This is a genomic window from Peribacillus sp. B-H-3 (assembly GCF_048572925.1).
GTDB lineage: Bacteria > Bacillota > Bacilli > Bacillales > DSM-1321 > Peribacillus.
The window spans coordinates 1,029,960-1,047,145 of the sequence record NZ_CP183879.1 but is presented as its reverse complement, the minus strand read 5'-3'; the positions used below and the strand labels follow the sequence as shown (position 1 = coordinate 1,047,145).

The 17,186-nt window shown below is 40.7% G+C and carries 16 protein-coding genes; 8 read left to right on the top strand and 8 right to left on the bottom strand.

Features of this window, described 5'->3' with window-relative positions:
* The first annotated feature begins 343 nt into the window (after window positions 1–343).
* Window positions 344–706 carry a hydrolase gene (locus ACN6MY_RS05115; RefSeq protein ID WP_419883022.1) on the top strand — a complete coding sequence of 121 codons (363 nt, stop codon included), beginning with the start codon at window positions 344–346 and terminating at the stop codon, window positions 704–706.
* Between the two features lie 136 nt (window positions 707–842).
* Here ACN6MY_RS05115 and ACN6MY_RS05110 read toward each other — a convergent pair whose 3' ends face one another.
* Together ACN6MY_RS05110 and ACN6MY_RS05105 are read right to left on the bottom strand one after the other, a co-directional pair.
* Complete coding sequence (locus ACN6MY_RS05110) at window positions 843–3,566, bottom strand: GTP-binding protein (RefSeq protein WP_419883021.1); 2,724 nt, start codon at window positions 3,564–3,566, stop codon at window positions 843–845.
* 344 nt (window positions 3,567–3,910) lie between these two features.
* Window positions 3,911–4,246, bottom strand: a complete 336-nt coding sequence (locus ACN6MY_RS05105) for a hypothetical protein (protein WP_419883020.1) — start codon at window positions 4,244–4,246, stop codon at window positions 3,911–3,913.
* Between the two features lie 479 nt (window positions 4,247–4,725).
* Here ACN6MY_RS05105 and ACN6MY_RS05100 point away from each other — a divergent pair, with 479 nt between their 5' ends.
* Both ACN6MY_RS05100 and ACN6MY_RS05095 read left to right on the top strand, forming a co-directional pair.
* Complete coding sequence (locus tag ACN6MY_RS05100; protein ID WP_419883019.1) at window positions 4,726–5,568, top strand: DUF1206 domain-containing protein; 843 nt, start codon at window positions 4,726–4,728, stop codon at window positions 5,566–5,568.
* A gap of 95 nt (window positions 5,569–5,663) precedes the next feature.
* Window positions 5,664–5,933 carry a hypothetical protein gene (locus ACN6MY_RS05095; RefSeq protein WP_419883018.1) on the top strand — a complete coding sequence of 90 codons (270 nt, stop codon included), beginning with the start codon at window positions 5,664–5,666 and terminating at the stop codon, window positions 5,931–5,933.
* A 71-nt stretch (window positions 5,934–6,004) separates the two neighbouring features.
* Here ACN6MY_RS05095 and uvsE read toward each other — a convergent pair whose 3' ends face one another.
* Window positions 6,005–6,976: a UV DNA damage repair endonuclease UvsE gene (uvsE, locus tag ACN6MY_RS05090; RefSeq protein ID WP_419883017.1), complete on the bottom strand. Its 972-nt coding sequence runs from the start codon at window positions 6,974–6,976 to the stop codon at window positions 6,005–6,007.
* 269 nt (window positions 6,977–7,245) lie between these two features.
* Here uvsE and ACN6MY_RS05085 point away from each other — a divergent pair, with 269 nt between their 5' ends.
* The gene (locus ACN6MY_RS05085) at window positions 7,246–7,815 is read left to right on the top strand and encodes a membrane-spanning protein (RefSeq protein WP_419883016.1); all 570 of its coding nucleotides are present in this window, start codon (window positions 7,246–7,248) and stop codon (window positions 7,813–7,815) included.
* Between the two features lie 5 nt (window positions 7,816–7,820).
* Window positions 7,821–8,393 (top strand): hypothetical protein, encoded by a 573-nt coding sequence (locus ACN6MY_RS05080; RefSeq protein ID WP_419883015.1) that lies wholly within the window; start codon window positions 7,821–7,823, stop codon window positions 8,391–8,393.
* Window positions 8,394–8,532: 139 nt separating this feature from the next.
* On the opposite strand, the gene ACN6MY_RS05075 is transcribed toward ACN6MY_RS05080, so the two are convergent.
* The gene (locus ACN6MY_RS05075) at window positions 8,533–9,465 is read right to left on the bottom strand and encodes an alpha/beta hydrolase (protein WP_419883014.1); all 933 of its coding nucleotides are present in this window, start codon (window positions 9,463–9,465) and stop codon (window positions 8,533–8,535) included.
* 407 nt (window positions 9,466–9,872) lie between these two features.
* Between ACN6MY_RS05075 and ACN6MY_RS05070 the strand changes: the two genes are divergently transcribed.
* Window positions 9,873–10,271 carry a DoxX family protein gene (locus ACN6MY_RS05070; RefSeq protein ID WP_419883013.1) on the top strand — a complete coding sequence of 133 codons (399 nt, stop codon included), beginning with the start codon at window positions 9,873–9,875 and terminating at the stop codon, window positions 10,269–10,271.
* A 145-nt stretch (window positions 10,272–10,416) separates the two neighbouring features.
* Here ACN6MY_RS05070 and ACN6MY_RS05065 read toward each other — a convergent pair whose 3' ends face one another.
* Window positions 10,417–10,965, bottom strand: a complete 549-nt coding sequence (locus ACN6MY_RS05065; protein WP_419883012.1) for a GNAT family N-acetyltransferase — start codon at window positions 10,963–10,965, stop codon at window positions 10,417–10,419.
* Window positions 10,966–11,218: 253 nt separating this feature from the next.
* Between ACN6MY_RS05065 and ACN6MY_RS05060 the strand changes: the two genes are divergently transcribed.
* Window positions 11,219–11,803, top strand: a complete 585-nt coding sequence (locus ACN6MY_RS05060) for a YjgB family protein (RefSeq protein WP_419883011.1) — start codon at window positions 11,219–11,221, stop codon at window positions 11,801–11,803.
* 54 nt (window positions 11,804–11,857) lie between these two features.
* Here ACN6MY_RS05060 and ACN6MY_RS05055 read toward each other — a convergent pair whose 3' ends face one another.
* A complete protein-coding gene (locus ACN6MY_RS05055; protein ID WP_419883010.1) occupies window positions 11,858–12,343 on the bottom strand; it encodes an NUDIX hydrolase in 486 nt (161 codons plus the stop codon).
* A gap of 51 nt (window positions 12,344–12,394) precedes the next feature.
* Window positions 12,395–12,589 carry a hypothetical protein gene (locus tag ACN6MY_RS05050; RefSeq protein WP_419883009.1) on the bottom strand — a complete coding sequence of 65 codons (195 nt, stop codon included), beginning with the start codon at window positions 12,587–12,589 and terminating at the stop codon, window positions 12,395–12,397.
* Between the two features lie 370 nt (window positions 12,590–12,959).
* Between ACN6MY_RS05050 and ACN6MY_RS05045 the strand changes: the two genes are divergently transcribed.
* Window positions 12,960–15,890 carry a S8 family serine peptidase gene (locus tag ACN6MY_RS05045; protein ID WP_419883008.1) on the top strand — a complete coding sequence of 977 codons (2,931 nt, stop codon included), beginning with the start codon at window positions 12,960–12,962 and terminating at the stop codon, window positions 15,888–15,890.
* Between the two features lie 82 nt (window positions 15,891–15,972).
* On the opposite strand, the gene ACN6MY_RS05040 is transcribed toward ACN6MY_RS05045, so the two are convergent.
* Window positions 15,973–16,953, bottom strand: a complete 981-nt coding sequence (locus tag ACN6MY_RS05040; protein WP_419883007.1) for an LCP family protein — start codon at window positions 16,951–16,953, stop codon at window positions 15,973–15,975.
* Window positions 16,954–17,186: the final 233 nt, after the last annotated feature.

Sequence of the window (17,186 nt, the reverse complement as noted above, 5' to 3'; positions counted from 1 at the left end):
AAAATCTGCTAGTATCAGGGATTATTAATAAATAAAGGCTCTTTTCTTAAAGATTGTTGTTTTTTAATGTTGTGAGGCAATCTCATTATTAAATGGGGCTGATTGGAGCGAAAGGCGCGAGACTCCTGCTTAGATTAGCGGAAAGTGAGCATCCTGAAGCGGAAATCAACCCATTGCTCCATAGCAACAAAGTTTACGAAAACAGCCTAAATAAATTATATCATGTAAATTAAGCCTATTTTATCCATTATTTTATAATCTTTTGCCTTCGGCTGATTTAGGGTTATTTTGATTTAATTTGTGGTAGAGAACAGGTAAGAAAAGGAAAAAGGAGATGGATGTAATGGATTCTGAAAAAAGAACGTACTATGTGGATTCTGTTGGCGGAGATGTGCTTCTTGAGTCTATCGGAGAAGAAAATCCGAGTTTTGTCATTGAAGCAAACGACAGTGAAGTAAATGAACTAAAAAGCTATCTCGAAAAAAATCATACGGCTGACATAAAAACATATGTCCGTTCACATATTCCTTATGAGGAATATCACAAGGATTCTCAAAACGGGAAATATGACCGGACGATTCAGGATATCTACGCCATGATTTATAAATTGGGAAATGAGCAATCCCGGAGGTTCATTAAAGAAATGGGAATACTCGAAGATGACAATTATCAGGAAAGAAAGGATATACAGCGCTTTAAACAATAGTATTTTTTGAAGCAAAGCCCGTTCCTGAGTACCAAAGACTTTATGTGAGAAGGCTGGCTGATTAATAAAAACGGAGTTATGACAATACGGTCATCCAACAAAAAAAACGTTTCCGCAATTTGCGGAAACGTTTTTTCTATTTGCCTGCATTCATCATCCATTCATATTGACGCAGCTTAACCTCAAATAATGTAATGGGATCCAGATATACTTCAGGGTTTTCTCTCATTTTATCAAGAGCTTCCTGGCTTTCCTTGATTTCTTTATGAGATGCGGTAACCGCTTGGTTTAAAACATTCAAAGGGTATCTGAAGAATAGGGAAATATCACGGTCTAATGATTTTTCAAACAAATCAAACTGTGACAGATATTTTTTTGCAATGCTCTCTGCTACATCATCATAATCCATCGTTTCAAGGAATTTTTTATATCTTGTATACAGTGCAGCCTTATTTTGGGCAATGGCACCTAACAGCTTTCCTGCTCCTTTAAGAAGAAGCTGTGAGGGAGTATGCCGCATTAGAATATTGACTTCATCGCTATAAACCCCGCTTGTCATCCGGTCTGCATCGCGTCTCCAGTCATCCAGAACTTTGAAGTCGCACTCCAGTTGAATCCGGTCATCTCCATACAAGGCGTTAAAGCCATCTGACATTTCCTCAAGATAAAACTGGCTTTGAGAAAACTCTTCCTGCGAAACAGAAATCCATTCCTGCAGACTCCGATAAAATTTAGGAGATACCGTCTGATTAATAAATTCCTGAATTTTCGAGTTCATGGCATCATTCAAATCAATATGCACACGGCGGAAATCACTGTCTTCATTCAAAAGATTTGCACATTTGCGCAGTATTTTCGGAATTTCAGTGGTCAGATCATTTTTCACTTCTTCTTTAATTGCCCTGTAGGATGATTTAAGTATTCTCATTTTTTCTTTTTCATTATCATGAAGCTGATTAATGGCACCATTAAGCTTCACGGCCATTTCTTCATTCCATTGAATAGAATCTATATAGCCATTCTCCATGTCTCTTCGTCTTTCCAGCAGGTCACATAATGTTTTTCTGGTAAAGTATAAAATCCGTTCTGTCCGCTCCTCAGCCAGATTTCCCTTAGGGAATCCATAGGCAAGGAAATCTGTAAGATCATTCAGCTGTTTTTGGCCCTGGTAATTTGCGGACCATGCCAAAACAGAAGCTGCAGGAAAATACTCGCGGATTCGGGCTGTGGTTTCTTCCAGTATCCGAATTGCATCTTGTTCGTTATAAATCTTCTCCATCCTGTTTAGGATAAAGTGGATGTGCTGATATGGGGACTCTTTCTTAATATCAAGCAAAATCGTTCGTTCTCTTTCCGTAAACGGAGCACTTGCATCGAGAACAAAAAGTATTCCATCCGCCGCATGTGTGCTTTCCAGCAATTCTTCCCTTATGCCTGCCTGTCCGTTTAATACGGGTGTATCAATCAGCCCCATTGATTGGCTCTGCAGAAACTCAGAAGGGAATTTTACCTCAAATACAGAATCCCGCTGACGCCGGCTGAGAGAAATCGCTTCTAATTCATCCAGCGGAATAATGCCGCTTGGTGATATCTCGGTGATTTGTGCTATGTCGCTATCACTTATTGAAGTAAAAACAGATGAGTCTGGCTTTGTAATTTCTTCACCGCTCAGAAAATTAACAAACAGCGATTTATCTGACTCTCCAGTTCCTGCAACAAGAATCTGCTGGGTTTGAATATTTGAAAGGAGATCTGCCATCCACTTGGTTTTCTCCCCGATTTGCAGTTCATGCCTGCTCGCCCAATGGAGGATGTTTTCAAAGAGAGCTTTGCTTTCGCGAAGCGAATCCGGGTGTTTTCTTGACTTCATTAATACCGTTTCGGCGTCATGGGCCATGCTGTCTGGGATGCTGCCTTGAAAATTCTCGCTCCATGAGAGAACAGCAGCAGCTGCAAATAAGGCGTTTTGACCTTCTGAAAGCTTCAGCCAATTCATTAATACCTGAGGAACTGTAATCTGTATGTCTTTAATCAAATAGCTTCCGTCAATCAGCTCCAGGTATGTTCTTTGATAAACCTGCGATAAATCTGTCCAGGAATCAAACTGATTGATTTCAGCTTCAGCAATAAGAGAGTTAATAGACGCAAGCCATGCAAAGTAAGTATCCTGTTTCCTGTATATACTCCATAATGAGAGCACAACTTTTTCAAATCGGTTCCGGTCCGCATCATAAAGCGACTTCAGCATCGGCAGGAAATAATCAGGAGGCAGATCTTCCGTATATCCGCTGTCGATATAGTCTAGAAGCACATCGAACCAATGAAGGTATCCTGTACGCATACTTTCGCTCATCGCAAGCTCTATGCCGCTGTTCCAATCCTGCTGCTCCTCAAAAAAGGCACGCGCCACTTCTGAGACATTTGGATAATCCGGATAAAACGAGACAACATCTTTAATTGTTTTTGAAGCCAGGTCGAACCTTTTTTCTTCTATGTATAGTGAAAAAAGCTGAAGAGCGACTTCTGCCCTTAGCACAAGGTCGTCCGTTGAAATGGACTTATACTTTTCTTCAGCCATGGAAAGCATTTCAAGCTCATAATAGGCATCAGCTATGTTTTTGTTTGCCCATGAACTTAATTCAGAATCAATGTTCTCCCATTTAAAAACTGCCGTTTCATAGTCTTTAGAGTGAAAGTACACTTCCCCCTGTGCAAACCGTATGGAAGCAAGCTCCGGCACATCAGTTTTTTGCCGCTCTAGATACGCCTCTCCCAAAATCTGAATGGGATGTGCTGTTTCGCTTTCCCCAATCAATGTTTCATAAAATTTCTTATTTATTAATAAATTTTCTGAAATCATTTCTGTCCCCCGCCATGTTAATGTAATATATTTTCGCAGCTCCCCGCCATATACTGCAGTGAACTGTCCTTACCAATCCATTACCTTCTTTAACTGTAAAATAAACACCAATTTGATAAACGAAAAAGATAGACTCCTAACATATTATTTTAGCAAAATAAACAGCTCTATAGATTTCATTTACCTTACAATTTAACGTCAATGTTTTCCTGCAATGGAAAAACACCAAAGGATTTTAACATTTTAAAAAAAATAAATAAGTTATTCCAGTAATAATATTAATAAAGCGCAGGAACCTCTGCAGGAGAATGGACAGCGAAATTAGATGCCAAAATGACCATTAATCACCCTTCAATGGACTTAATGATATGCTTGTAAATTTCCCTTGATTGATTAACCATAGTATCAGCAGCTTTCAGTGCCGCCTCTTTAGATTCATATCGCTCAGTGGACAGAAATTGGCGGCCAGCCGCTTCTTCCCATAAAGACCATTTTTTCGTTCCGGCTATCTGGGCTATGCAAATGGTGGTTTCTTCTCCATGAATAGGGACTGTTTTTCCTGCTTCTTCTTTTGTGTCAATGGCAATATTAAAATCACCCATCTTTATAATTTCGTGATCCTTTACATGGCTGTACCTGACTATGTTTTTTTGTTTTTTCTTTTTATTATTCTTCCCCATGAATTTAAAACTCCTTATTTTATAGTTTGGTTCCTTTTATTTTAACAATAAGTCTTTAGAAAAGAACAAAATGAGACTCACCACTCTCACATACCATTATCTATTAGTATCCAAACTGTTTACCTTTTAGCCGAATGTACTGCTGAACCAGAAAAAACAAAGAAGGCAGGCAACCCGGAATGTGCCTGCCTTCTTATACTCTTAACTCCTTCAAAAATCATATAATTGGGCATTTTAAAAGGTGGCGGACTGCCCGTAAAACTCCGATTGGTACAGCCAGCCTTCGGAAATGGATGGCTGTACCTTATCCTGCTTTAACAGGCAGCATCTTACTTTTTCCAAGAATTGTAAAAACTTTTTATGTTTTATTAAGGTATTTACTTAGAACCTCCATAAATAGGAAGGGTCAAATGCGTTTTTAAATCAGCCAGGCGGGAAATAAAAGAAGTAGCAGACAAATCTGCGGGAGGAGAATGATAATGATTGGCATCCATTCAAAAGCTGATGCAAAATATCATGCTAAAAAAACGGCTCATCACATGAAGCCTTGGGCGAGAAAGGCCGCCAGAGCAGGTTTCATGGCAAAGGGCACCAATTTTATCTTAGTCGGGGCATTATCTCTTCTGGCAGCATGCGGGGCGGGATCAAAAGCTAAAGGAACGAATGGGGCATTGGCGGCAGTTGCCGCGAAGCCATATGGAGAAGTTCTTCTTTGGCTAATCGGCATTGGGTTAGCCGGATACATCCTTTGGCTTCTCATTCAAATTTTCGAACTTCAAACTATTAAAGATGACCCTATGAAAGGCAGCCTCAGCAAAGCCGGCAATGTAATTTCCTGTATCATCTACATCGGTTTGGCAGCAAAGGCAATTAAGCTTGCCATTCACGCCGGTCAGTCAAGCAGCGCACAAAAGGCATGGACAGCGAGAATCCTGGCTCAAGATTATGGACCCTGGCTGATTGGCATGATTGGGGCAGGCATTATTATTTACGGGATTTACTCGATTTTCTCCGGGTTTAAGGGGAATTTTATGAAGCAATTCAAGCTTGAGGAAATGAGTAAAGAGGAAATTCAGGCAACGAGAAAATCCGGACAAATCGGCATGGTTTCAAGAGGAGCAGTATTTGGTTTTCTGGGTTACTTCGTAATCAGGATGGCCATCACGAGCAATCCGCATAATCCTACCAATTTAGATGGAGCGCTTGAGAAAATTCTGCAGCAAAGCTACGGCCCCTGGATGCTGGGCATTGTTTCTATAGGCTTGGCACTGTATGGCATATTTCAAATATCAAAAGGAAAAAACAAACATATAAATCTATAGGAGTACAATCTCCCCGAAAAGCCGGATTAAAGGCTTTAACCAAATGTAAAATTATGTTAAAGTTATCGTGATTCTTTTACACGGGGAGGAGTACCATGAGAGTCTTGCTTGAGCTTTTGAGGATAATCATTATTTTTTTATTTGGCGGAGGCCTTCTGTACGCCTTGCTGAACGCTTTTTATTCTGTACTAGGAGCAGATAGGCAGTATGATGTTTGGTTTTTAGGAGCAGCCATTTTTATTTTCTTATTCGTTTTATACAGAAACAAACTGCAATTTACGGGATGGGCATCGGGATACAGCGCCAGGAAGCTGTCAAAAAAACATCTCTTATTTCGTATGTCCTGTGTGTCCTGCTATGCATAGAACCGATCTTTGCCCATCACTTTTAAGCCCTATGCCAATGAAGAGATGAATGGCTTTTCGGCCTTCCTCTCTTATTTTATTAAAAAGCTTCCGCCATCCACAATTTCAATTTCTTCGTAATTCTCCAGATCCTTCATTAAATGAAAAAGGGCGTCATCCTTTTGCTTTGCCTCAATCATACAGTCAAGCTGGGGGACGCTTCCTTTTATTTTTCTCAGAAAATCCAGGAACATGCTGCTGTCTACATATTCTGCATGCGCACGGAATTGGCTGGGTGAACGCGGGCTTGATATATGCATCTTTGGAGGCAGTTTGGAATGGCTCCACGTCCCTATAACCCTGTCCCATTGATCCTCCCAGCTTTCATCCTCATCGTGATGGGCCAGGAAATGATGATAATCAAACGCCATGGGTATGCCCAGCTTCTCACAAAGATAAAGGGTTTCTGAAAGGCTGAAGGTTGTATCATCATTTTCAAGTATGATCATTTCCTGCAGTCCCGCTGATATCATTCCCCAATTATGAATAAACTGTTCAAGTGCCTTTTCATGATTGTTATATCCGCCCCCTACATGCAGGACGCATCGATGCTCCGGGTCTATCCCCATCCCTTTTAGCAATAGCCGGTGCATCCGCAGTGTTTTGACAGCTGACATAAGCACCCCTTTATCCTCAGAATTCAATAAAACAAAATGATCAGGATGAAAATCCACCCTTGTTTCAGGATGCTCTTCAAGAAAGCTCCGGATTTCCCTTAACTCATCCATCAGCGGATTCATATAATTCCACTCAGGTATTTCCGGGTGGTTTACAAGCGGAATAAGCTTAGAGCTTAACCGAAAAAAAGAAATATCATGCACTTGGTTATGCCTTAATAATCTCAGGCAATTGCGGAGATTAGAATTGGCGATCCTCTCAAGCTTTTCTACAGCTGCCTCTTTATTTTTAATCTTTGAAAACTGTGAAAAAGTCATGGTCTGCGAAGGAGAACAATTTTTAACATGCATGCTCATGGCTACGTACCCTAATCGTATAAGCGTCAATTTCTGCACCTCCAAAAACTAGCTTGCCCAAAAAATGAAAAATGGTGCCATTTTTCCTGGTACAGCATATCATGCAATAAAACAATATCGCTGCTGAATGTCCATTATTATGAAAGCACTTTATTTATTTTGCCCTAATGTAGACCGTGTCTTGATAAATTAATTTTCTCCTCCACTTTTGCTCATAGCAGCATGAAGTAAATTGCCTAAGAATGGTTTTTGCAGATTTGGAGATAATTAAAGAGAAATCAGGGTGATGGGGTGAAATATTGAAGAATAAATTGATCCTAATTTTAAGTTTGGTTTTGAGCTTATTCATGCTCATTTTATTTATCGTTTACCTCATTAAGGACGATTCTTCCCGGTGGCAGGTAGCTCTTGGAGGGATTGCAGTCAGCGCCCTGCCGCTTTTCATGCTTTTCGTAAAAAAAAATCCCTTTTCTGTTCCCATTTTCATCAGTTATTATATTTTTCTGTTCTGCACAACCTACCTTGGATCAATTTTATCTTTTTATATGAAATATAAATGGTGGGACTCAACACTTCATTTTTATAAAGGACTGCTTATGGGGTTTATTGCAATATCTCTTTTCGAATTCCTTGTTCCCGTGCGGAGTCAGAGAGATGTATCTAAATGGATTCCGTTTATATTCATTTTTTCATTGGCAGTCACAGCAAGCGTAATTTGGGAGATTTATGAATTTGCAGGAGACCGTTTTTTCACCCATACGATGCAAAGAGGCGGTAATCGGGATACGATGTATGATTTGCTTTGCGGTACGGCTGGAGGCCTTCTGACAGCGATTTATTTCAGCATAAAAACCAAAAAACCGGGGTGAAAAGAATGAATCGAAAGCTCGTATTGGCACTAAGTTTATTGTATGTTCTGTTCATGGCCATTTTATTTTTCCATTACTATCAAAGCGGAGAATCATTTAAATATTTAGTTGCAATCGGAGGAGTAGTCTGCGGGGCCATTCCGCTCCTTTTATCATTATTCACAAAGCTGAAATTCAACTTGCCCATTACAATCTCCTATCTGATTTTCTTATTCGGATCCCAATTTTTAGGATCCATTTCAGGATGGTACGGCCTGGGTTGGTGGGACACCTTCTTGCATTTTATCAGCGGGGGAATTCTGGCTTTTGCAGGAATCGCTTTATACGAGAGGCTTCTGCACAGAGGCGCAGGAGAAAGCATTTCAGCCTGGTTCGTCTTTTTATATACTGTATCCTTTGCTGCACTCGGCGGGGTTGTATGGGAAATATATGAATTTAGCTCTGATCAGTTTTTCGGGATGTCCCTGCAGGGCGGCGGAAATACGGATACAATGACAGATTTGATTGCGGACACACTCGGCGGCCTGATAATTGCAATATATGCCGGCTGGCGCACAGCCCGTAAATTAAAAAAATAAAGCATTCTTCTGCTATGATGCGTAGAAAATAACGCCAGGAAATATGTATTGCATCCCATTCTCTGATAAGAATTAACAATGGGATGCAATTCAAATCTGGCGTTTCATTCAGCACCTTCTGATGCCAAGGTCCGGCATTCTATATTTTGACAGCATGATGCAGCTCTAATGCAGCTTCCTCCAGCGCCACTTTTGCCTCTGGCACCACCGGGGCAAAGTTTGCATATCCATGAATCAGGCCACTGTAATTTTTATAAAACACAGGTACTCCGCTGGCCCTGAGTTTTTCTGCATATGCCTTGCCAACATCACGTAGCGGATCATACTCTGCCGTAAATATGGATGCAGGCGGCAATCCGCTCAAATCAGGATATAACACCGGAGAAGCGCAAGGATTATTGATTTCTTCATCGCGGGTGAAGTAATGGTTTCTGAACCACTGCATCATTTCCCCTGTCAATAAATACCCTTCCCCGTTTTCCTGAATGGAAGGCGGCTCTTCCTCATATCCTGTAGAAGGATAAATAAGCAGCTGATGTATGATGCTCGGACCCCTGCGTTCTTTTGACATAATGCACGCTACAGCGGCCAGATTTCCGCCAGCACTATCCCCGCCTACAGCAATCCGTGCAGGATCAATTCCAAATTCTTTATGTTCAGAAGCAATCCTTACAAGCGAATCATATGCATCATTTACTGCAGCCGGAAATTTATTTTCAGGAGCCAATCGGTAGTCAACAGAAATAATCTTGCATCCTGAACAGTTAGCCAGTGTCCGGCAGATAGAATCATGGCTGTCTAAACTGCCGATCACCCATCCGCCTCCGTGAAAGAATACTAATGCAGGATACGGCGCCTGTCCTTCTGGAGTATATATCCTTATCGGAAGATCACGCCCAATAAGAGGCAGTACCTTATCTTCCACATCATGGACCTGTTCTTTTTGCTGCTGAAAATCAAGCCCCCGGTTCTCCCTTTTCCGATAATCTTCGGGAGATACTTTATCCAGTTGCATTTGCGGCATCTCTTTCATCTTATCTAAGAAATACTTTATTTTGGCATTAACAGGCATTAAGGAAAGCCTCCTTATTAAAAGAATATTTCAATTATTATTATAATTCTCTTTGCAGGAATATCTCAAATTTAATACCTATGCTAAATAAAGTTTTAGACAGCTGGCTATATTAACTTTTTATTACTACAAGCCCTTCCTCTCTTGACCGTGTCTCATACATTGACCGTTTCTTCTTCCATTTCCATTGGCTAAAGAGTATTTACTGAACCGATAATAAAAAGGATTGACACATTTAAGATACCCGCATATAATTACACTATATTCGAGATAATTAAATTCAAGATATATTCCAAGACTGAAAATATATGTTTGTCTAGCCCTATTTCTTATAGACATATCTTTTTTTATTCATTTATCTCGAATTAAAGATTATTTAATAAAAAATAATATTGGAGGAAAATATCATGATAAATTTGGCATTATTGCTGATTCGATTAGTGATTGGTTTATCCTTTATCGGACATGGCGCGCAAAAATTATTTGGATGGTTCGGCGGCCATGGGTTAAAAGGAACAGGCGGATGGTTTGACTCAATCGGTATGAAACCTGGTGTAACAATGGCTCTTTTTGCAGGCCTTGCAGAATTTGCAGGAGGATTATTCTTCGCTGCGGGATTCCTTACACCTCTAGCAGGCATTTTGATTGCTCTCACTATGGTGATTGCAATCGTTAAAGTCCATGGAACAAACGGCTATTGGTCTACACAAAATGGCTATGAGTATAATCTTTCCATCCTAGTTACAGCAATTGCTGTCGCCATATCCGGTGCAGGCGCATATTCTATTGATACACTAATATTTTAATTGTAAGGTACTGTTAAAGTTACGTGCCTGATGATTTCGGACACAGGCGATAGATTCGGTGCAGAAATCAGCAATGTACTGCAGCAAAACCTAACGTGAAACATGCCTTGAGGAATCCTTCAAGGCATGTTTCATATTAACCAGATTAACGAAATAGGGGATTTGCTTCCCATTCCTCACGCAGAAGACCCATCCTGATTGAATCATAATATTCTCCATTATAATACCGGCACTTTCTTAGCCTTGCTTCTAAAGTCATGCCAAGTTTCTCCCCCACCTTAACCATCCGTTCATTACCCGACCAAGTCGTATAACCGACCCGAACAAGCGGCAGGGCAGTGAATAAATGATTGATCCAAAGGCGGAGCACCCTTGTACCATAACCGCCGCCCCAGGATAAAGGGTTATATAGGACAATTCCCATTTCCAGCCATCTGGAAGGCTCGTGTTCCCAATAATAACTGACTGTCCCTACAATTTCCCCATTAACTTTAATGGCCCAAAGACGGTCACTATTGATGATATTCCCCTTATTAGCTTCATAGTCTTCAAAAGAAACCTTCTTGTGTTCAAAATAGGGAGCATCCCATTTCTTCCATTCTGGAGATTCTTCACTATAAATCATTTGCCATAATACCGGTATATCTTCTTCAGCAATAGGACGAATGATTAATTCTTTATCTTTACAGTGCATACTTTCCCGCCTTCTTTATTGATTCGTTCTGTCATTTTGCCATAGCTGCAGAACCACTGTTTTTATTCGGCATCACCGGCACCTTCTCCTTTAATATCCTTCTGAAATATAAATTTAGAGTTTACGTTATATTTCATATGACACCAATGTAATATCCTGTAAAATCATTTATATATAATTGAAAGGAAACGCAGTGTTTAGTACGGTTCACCTTGTGGAAAATAAATAATAACTATCAAGGAGGGATAAAGTTATGTTTAAAAAGAATTTACTAGCTGCCGCCGTCTTGACCGGGTCTGTTTTGGGAACGATCGGAACCGCCATCCCTGCATTTAATGAAACGGCACACGCACAAACGGTGAAGCCTTCTTCTGCTGCTTCTGCTGATCAGAAAAAGGCTGAAAATGTATTGATGAAGCTTTATAAATCAGCACATACAGGAAAAATGCCTGTCCTTGTCCACAATTTTAAAATCAACATCACCACTAGAGCAGAGGTATATAAAAAAATCGGAAAGCCTGAAATCCCGGCAAGCAAAAAAAATCATTTTGACACATACACTGCTACCATGGGCCAGGGAGGATATGCATTTTCTTACCATGCAAACGGCAAGATAGCTGAAATCCGCTATTTTGGCACAAACGTGGAAAGACAGCAGAATCTTGGAGGTATCACAAATAAGACATTGGCTAAAAGGCTTGGCAGGGCAGACCGTATTCTGACAATCTCTAAAACAAAGGAAAAAGACTATATATACAAGACCGGAGGCTATGAAATCCATTTTGTAGTCGGCAAGGACCATACGGTATCACATGTGAACTTGAAGGCATCTAAATAAAATTATTAACAGCAGCAGTGCACACTGCTGCTGTTTTTTTGCATAGCCAGGCTGCTATTGTAAAGCACAATCCAATATTTCCTGGTATAGAATGTGCCAATCATGATAATAAGCAGAAACATCATGAGGACTTACAAACACACGCTGAGCGGATTCATATTTGCCCTCGAATGGGTGGAGATTAGTGATAGTCATTTTGTAAAACACTTGATAACCAATTTTAGGATATGGGCTGTTTTCTTCCCATAAAGGATTTTCACTATGGTCAACGATGATGTATCCTAACAATTTACATTCTCCTTCGGCATAACCTTCTTCCATCACTTCCCTTTTGAAGCACTTCTCTGGAGTTTCACCAGGTTCGATATGGCCGCCTGGAAAGTCCCACCCTCTATGGTATAAATCAACTAATAGTAATTTACTCTCTTGGAAACAAAAGCCGTGCACACTAGTGATTAAATGTTGTTGAGGAAGTAAGCTGTTTTCTTCCCAAGTTAATTTAACTCTTGATTCTCCCCAATTTGCATAGACAGCAGTCAAATTGCCCCCTCCAATAAGAAAAGCTTTTCACATTAAATGAATCGCCCAGTATTACAGACTATTTTCCTTACTGATTGCGTTGATTAATTGATCCAGTTTATCGTTTCTTTCACGATCCAGCCGTGTTTTTTCATTCATAAACTTCAATACTTCTATGATGAAGTAAATACTGAATACCAATATGGCCAGATACAATAAAATGGGAATAATTGCGAATAGACCGAAAATACCGTCTCCAGAAATCATAATGTTCACCTCCCCGTTTATATAGTTAAACTTTATCCTGATCCTTTACTAGTAATCCTGAGATATGAACAGTGATTGCCGTTCAAGTTCCAGAAGTCCTTGGAGAGCTGCCGATTTGCTGCATCAAACTGAATACCTTACAGATTCCCCAATCCGTTCAATATGAAATAAATTCCATTTACAAGAATTATATTTATCTTATTACGAAACCGCCCCTTACACAAGACACTTTTACCTACTAGGAAGTTCGTATTGTTTATTATGAAAATGGCAGATAGCAATTGAATAAAATCTTATATATGGTAGCTTAGTATAGTATTGGAATTTTCCAGGTGTTTATTTAGCATCTGCGTGATTAGGAGGAAATATTTTGCTGCACAAAAAGGCAAGCTGCATTCCAGCATTTTTGATAATATTCATTATGTTTTTTGGCTTCACTCTGCCTGTAAGTAGTTTGGCTGAAGCAATGCCGAATGCTTCAATTGAAAATCAGTCCATTCTTCTCGGAGAAGGTGCTGATGTATCGGGGTTATTTGAAAAACCGGCAGTGAAATGGTACAAAATATCACCGTCAAAAGATGACAGTGAAAAGTTCTCTCATGCGAAGATTTTAGTAAAAAGCGAAAAAACGCTGAATGTTTCGGTTTATCCAAGTCTCGAAAAAGCCGCACAGGACAGCACATTTGATTTGTATAGAGGTGCCGCCGGGAAGGACGCTCCTGCAGAGATTCACTTCCCATATGCCTGGGCCAATCCCTATTATGTAAAAGTGGAATATTTGGGAGCAGCAGAATCAGAAGTGCCTGCCCTTGATTCTTCGGAAAATGAAGGAGACGGCACAGCGGAATTTTCCATTTCATACAAACCTGAAAATTTAGCGCCATCCGAGCAGCCTGCACAGCCCGAGTGCCCAGTTGAGCTCAGCAGCTCACAGGAAAAGTCAGGGGGCAGCCTGCTGGCTGCCATTCGTTTGTTCCGTGACGGTACGCTTGCAAAGACAGAGGAAGGCAGAAAGCTATCTTCTCTTTATTACAAAGCTTCCCCATTTTTGGCGGCAAAGCTAATCGTAAGCAAAGATAAAAGAAATGAAGTTTATGAAAATCTGATTATACTAAAGCCAATCATTGATGACCTTAATAAGAATGGTGCTGACAGCACTCACGTTATTTCTAAGAATGAACAAAAATCCATACAAAATTTGTATGACAGTACTTATGAGGCAGCTCCGGAATCATTGGAAAAACAAATGGATGAAGCCGCCCAAAAGGTGGACATTTCAGGTCTTGCTGGAGAACGTATTACAGATGTTATGAAAGACGGGGATATATCCCTTCCTGAAGCGGCTATCAGCGGAAAATACATCATTAAGCTAAAGGATGGAAAAAAGCTGACTGATATCAAGAGTACAAGCGGGTATGCCGCTCAATCTGTTGTGTCTTCCATTAACAGCAGCGATCGGCTATTCGGCAACATGTATGAGCTAAATATAAAAGACACAGCCGCTCAAAACGGACTTCAGGCTAGTTCAGCTTCAGCGCTAACTGCATCACAGCTCGAAAAGCTGCCGGAAGTAGAATTTGTCGAGCCCGTCCAGAAATTCCGCGCCCTATCTGCAGATGTGCAATTTCCTTATCAGTGGTCTCTTCAAAACAAGGGATTAAATGAAGGAAAAGCCCATGCAGATATTCACTATGATTATCTGCAAAATCTGATTCACCACCGCACACTTAAAGACACGGTAATCGCCGTTGTGGATTCCGGTACAGATTCTTCTTTGGCTGATCTTAGAGAACATGTAAGGACAGATTTAGGGAAAAACATGATCGATCATAGCACAAACACCATGGATGACAACGGACACGGCACCCATGTATCAGGAATCATAGCTGCTTCACAGGATAATGGCTTTTCCATGAGCGGGATTAATCCTAAAGCGCAAATTATGCCAGTCAAAGTCCTGGATGCATCTGGACAGGGCGACACAGAAAACGTCGCTTATGGAATAATTTACGCCGTTGATCATGGAGCAAAAGCTATTAATCTAAGTTTAGGCGGCAAATACAGCAGAGTTCTTGAATATGCGCTTAAATATGCCTACTCTAAGAATGTCCCCGTTATCGTTGCCAGCGGAAATGACGGGCTTCCGCAATTATCTTATCCTGCATCGTCCAGATATGTCATTTCGGTAGGTGCTACCAATAGGCTCGACCTTGTATCGGATTATTCAAATTACGGAGACGGACTGGATCTGGTTGCGCCAGGCTCTGGCATACCAAGTCTGCTTCCTGATGGAAATGTTACGTATATGGACGGGACTTCCATGGCCGCTCCACATGTAACAGCAACCGTCGGCTTGCTATTAGCGGAGAATCCGTCTCTAAAAATAAGTGAAATCGAAAAAATACTGCATGAAACATCTGACCATGTTGCATTTGTTGAAAAAGACAACCAGGACTCGATGGATTATTCAGAAGACGGAGAAGAACCTCCGGCTAAGCCTAATCCAGCCGGCTGGGATTTTGTTACAGGCTACGGAAGACTGAATGCATTCAGTGCGCTCAGTGATCTCGATCTGCATGCAAAAATCAAAATCATAAAAGATAATGAAAACCACCTTACAGGAACTGCCGCCAAGAATTCCCTGATTGAAGTGAGAAATGGCACGAAATTGCTTGGAAAATCAGCGGCATCTGCTAACGGAAGCTTCACTGTAAATGTACCAGTCCAAAAAGCAAATCAGCAGCTTTCTGTCACGATCTCTTCTCAGGATCACGCTGCGAAAACAACCCTTAAAGTTTACGTGCAAAAAGGAGCTGCTCCTTCTGTCCCAACAGTTGCTTCTGTCACTGACAAAAGCAGCTATATCGCAGGAAAAGCGCAGCCTGGACTGGCTGTCAAGGCTATCAATACGTCCAAAAGACTTATTGGCCAGGCTGTCAGCGACAGCAAAGGATCCTACAAGATTAAGATAGCAAGACAAAAAGCATATTCTGCTTTGTATATACACACTACTGACCTGGCGAAAAGGAACAGCAAATCCGCCAAAGTCATCGTAAAGGATAAAACGGCTCCTTCTGCACCAAAAGCAAGCATCAAAGGCAATAAGATCACAGGAAGAGCTGAACCTTTTTCTACTGTGAAAGCAGTCAATAAAGGAAAAGCTGCCGGCACAGCCAGAGCTGGAAAAAAGGGGCAATTCACCATATCGATGAGCAAGAAAGCAACAGGCTTCATATACCTCTATGCCAGAGATAAAGCAGGAAACGTAAGCAAACCGGCAAAAATCCTAGTGAAGAAATAAATTTCAGCATAAGAAAAAGCAGCTCATTGAGATGAGACTGCTTTTTTCTTTCTATAAGTAATTCTTCCCTTCATTGTCCAGCTCAATTCGAGCTGGATAGACCGTATTCCGTTTCCTGATTTCCATTGACAAGGAATTCCTGCAGTGCTTCTTTATTTTTCGCTAAATCAGGCTCTAAAACCTGCCCAGCATTAGGATATCTGGTTTCTTTAAAGCCATCTTTAACCGGAATGACCATCGTTTGAATATCACTTTTATTGATAATAATATCCTTAGCAATACCAATTGCCGTCAAAGTCTTCATATTTGTATCAATGTAAGGCTGGATGGTTCCGACCATTTTAGGAAGCTTGACCACTCCGCTTACGCTAAGAAATTTCTCCTTAAGGGCTCCTATAACCTTCTGCTGGCGTTCTACACGCCCAAAGTCCCCTCTTGCATCGTGGCGGAATCTTGCATATCCCAGCAATTCTTTCCCATGAAGTTTTTGGACTCCCTGTTTCAGGTTAACACCGATATTTTTGGACATGGCTTTCTCCACATCAATTTGGACGCCTTCAGGCGACAGTGCGTCTACAATTTTTTCAAATCCTTTAAAATCAACCAGTGCATAATAATTTACATCAATGCCAAAGTTTTGTTCAATTGTTTTACGAAGCAGTTCGGGTCCGCCAAATGAAAAAGCTGCATTGATTTTATTCTTACCGTGTCCCGGAATGTCAACGTAATTATCTCTCATAATCGAAACAAGCTTCAGTTGTTCGGTATCTGTATCATATTGCCCGACCATGATGCTGTCCGTACGTGATATCTCGCCCTTTTTGCGGGCATCAATTCCCAGCAGAAGCACATTTTGTATACCCTCAATTTGATCAGCAGCCTGAAAATCATCATAGTGTTTTTCCAGCTGAGCTGCAGGCTTGGCCTGTTTTAAGCCCTCATAATATTGAAAACCTGCATATCCTCCTGCCGCTAAAAAAATAAGGAAAATAAAAGTTAATATGCCCTTTAAAACGGATTTCTTTTTCTTTTTTTGCTGCTTTCTGCCTGTACGTGTTTCCACAGCATGCACCACCCATATGTTATAAAAACGTTCATTTTATTAATGACTTTTCAGAAAAAATCCTGCTATCCTTCAATATACCATAATTTAACACGTTTACGTCAATATTTTATAGAAGGAAACTTTTTAGCTATTTTTTAATCCCTTTTAACTTGCTTATAAGTCCGCTGCCCAACAATGAAGAGAGCCCCTTGATAAGAAGGCCTATTTTAATCAGAGGTAATTCCAATCTC

What these genes read in the sequence shown, in the direction of transcription:
- ACN6MY_RS05115 (WP_419883022.1), top strand. Translation starts at nt 344, where the DNA reads ATGGATTCTGAAAAAAGAACGTACTATGTGGATTCTGTTGGCGGAGAT.
- ACN6MY_RS05110 (WP_419883021.1), bottom strand. Translation starts at nt 3,566, where the DNA reads ATGATTTCAGAAAATTTATTAATAAATAAGAAATTTTATGAAACATTG.
- ACN6MY_RS05105 (WP_419883020.1), bottom strand. Translation starts at nt 4,246, where the DNA reads ATGGGGAAGAATAATAAAAAGAAAAAACAAAAAAACATAGTCAGGTAC.
- ACN6MY_RS05100 (WP_419883019.1), top strand. Translation starts at nt 4,726, where the DNA reads ATGATTGGCATCCATTCAAAAGCTGATGCAAAATATCATGCTAAAAAA.
- ACN6MY_RS05095 (WP_419883018.1), top strand. Translation starts at nt 5,664, where the DNA reads ATGAGAGTCTTGCTTGAGCTTTTGAGGATAATCATTATTTTTTTATTT.
- ACN6MY_RS05080 (WP_419883015.1), top strand. Translation starts at nt 7,821, where the DNA reads ATGAATCGAAAGCTCGTATTGGCACTAAGTTTATTGTATGTTCTGTTC.
- ACN6MY_RS05075 (WP_419883014.1), bottom strand. Translation starts at nt 9,465, where the DNA reads ATGCCTGTTAATGCCAAAATAAAGTATTTCTTAGATAAGATGAAAGAG.
- ACN6MY_RS05070 (WP_419883013.1), top strand. Translation starts at nt 9,873, where the DNA reads ATGATAAATTTGGCATTATTGCTGATTCGATTAGTGATTGGTTTATCC.
- ACN6MY_RS05065 (WP_419883012.1), bottom strand. Translation starts at nt 10,965, where the DNA reads ATGCACTGTAAAGATAAAGAATTAATCATTCGTCCTATTGCTGAAGAA.
- ACN6MY_RS05060 (WP_419883011.1), top strand. Translation starts at nt 11,219, where the DNA reads ATGTTTAAAAAGAATTTACTAGCTGCCGCCGTCTTGACCGGGTCTGTT.
- ACN6MY_RS05050 (WP_419883009.1), bottom strand. Translation starts at nt 12,589, where the DNA reads ATGATTTCTGGAGACGGTATTTTCGGTCTATTCGCAATTATTCCCATT.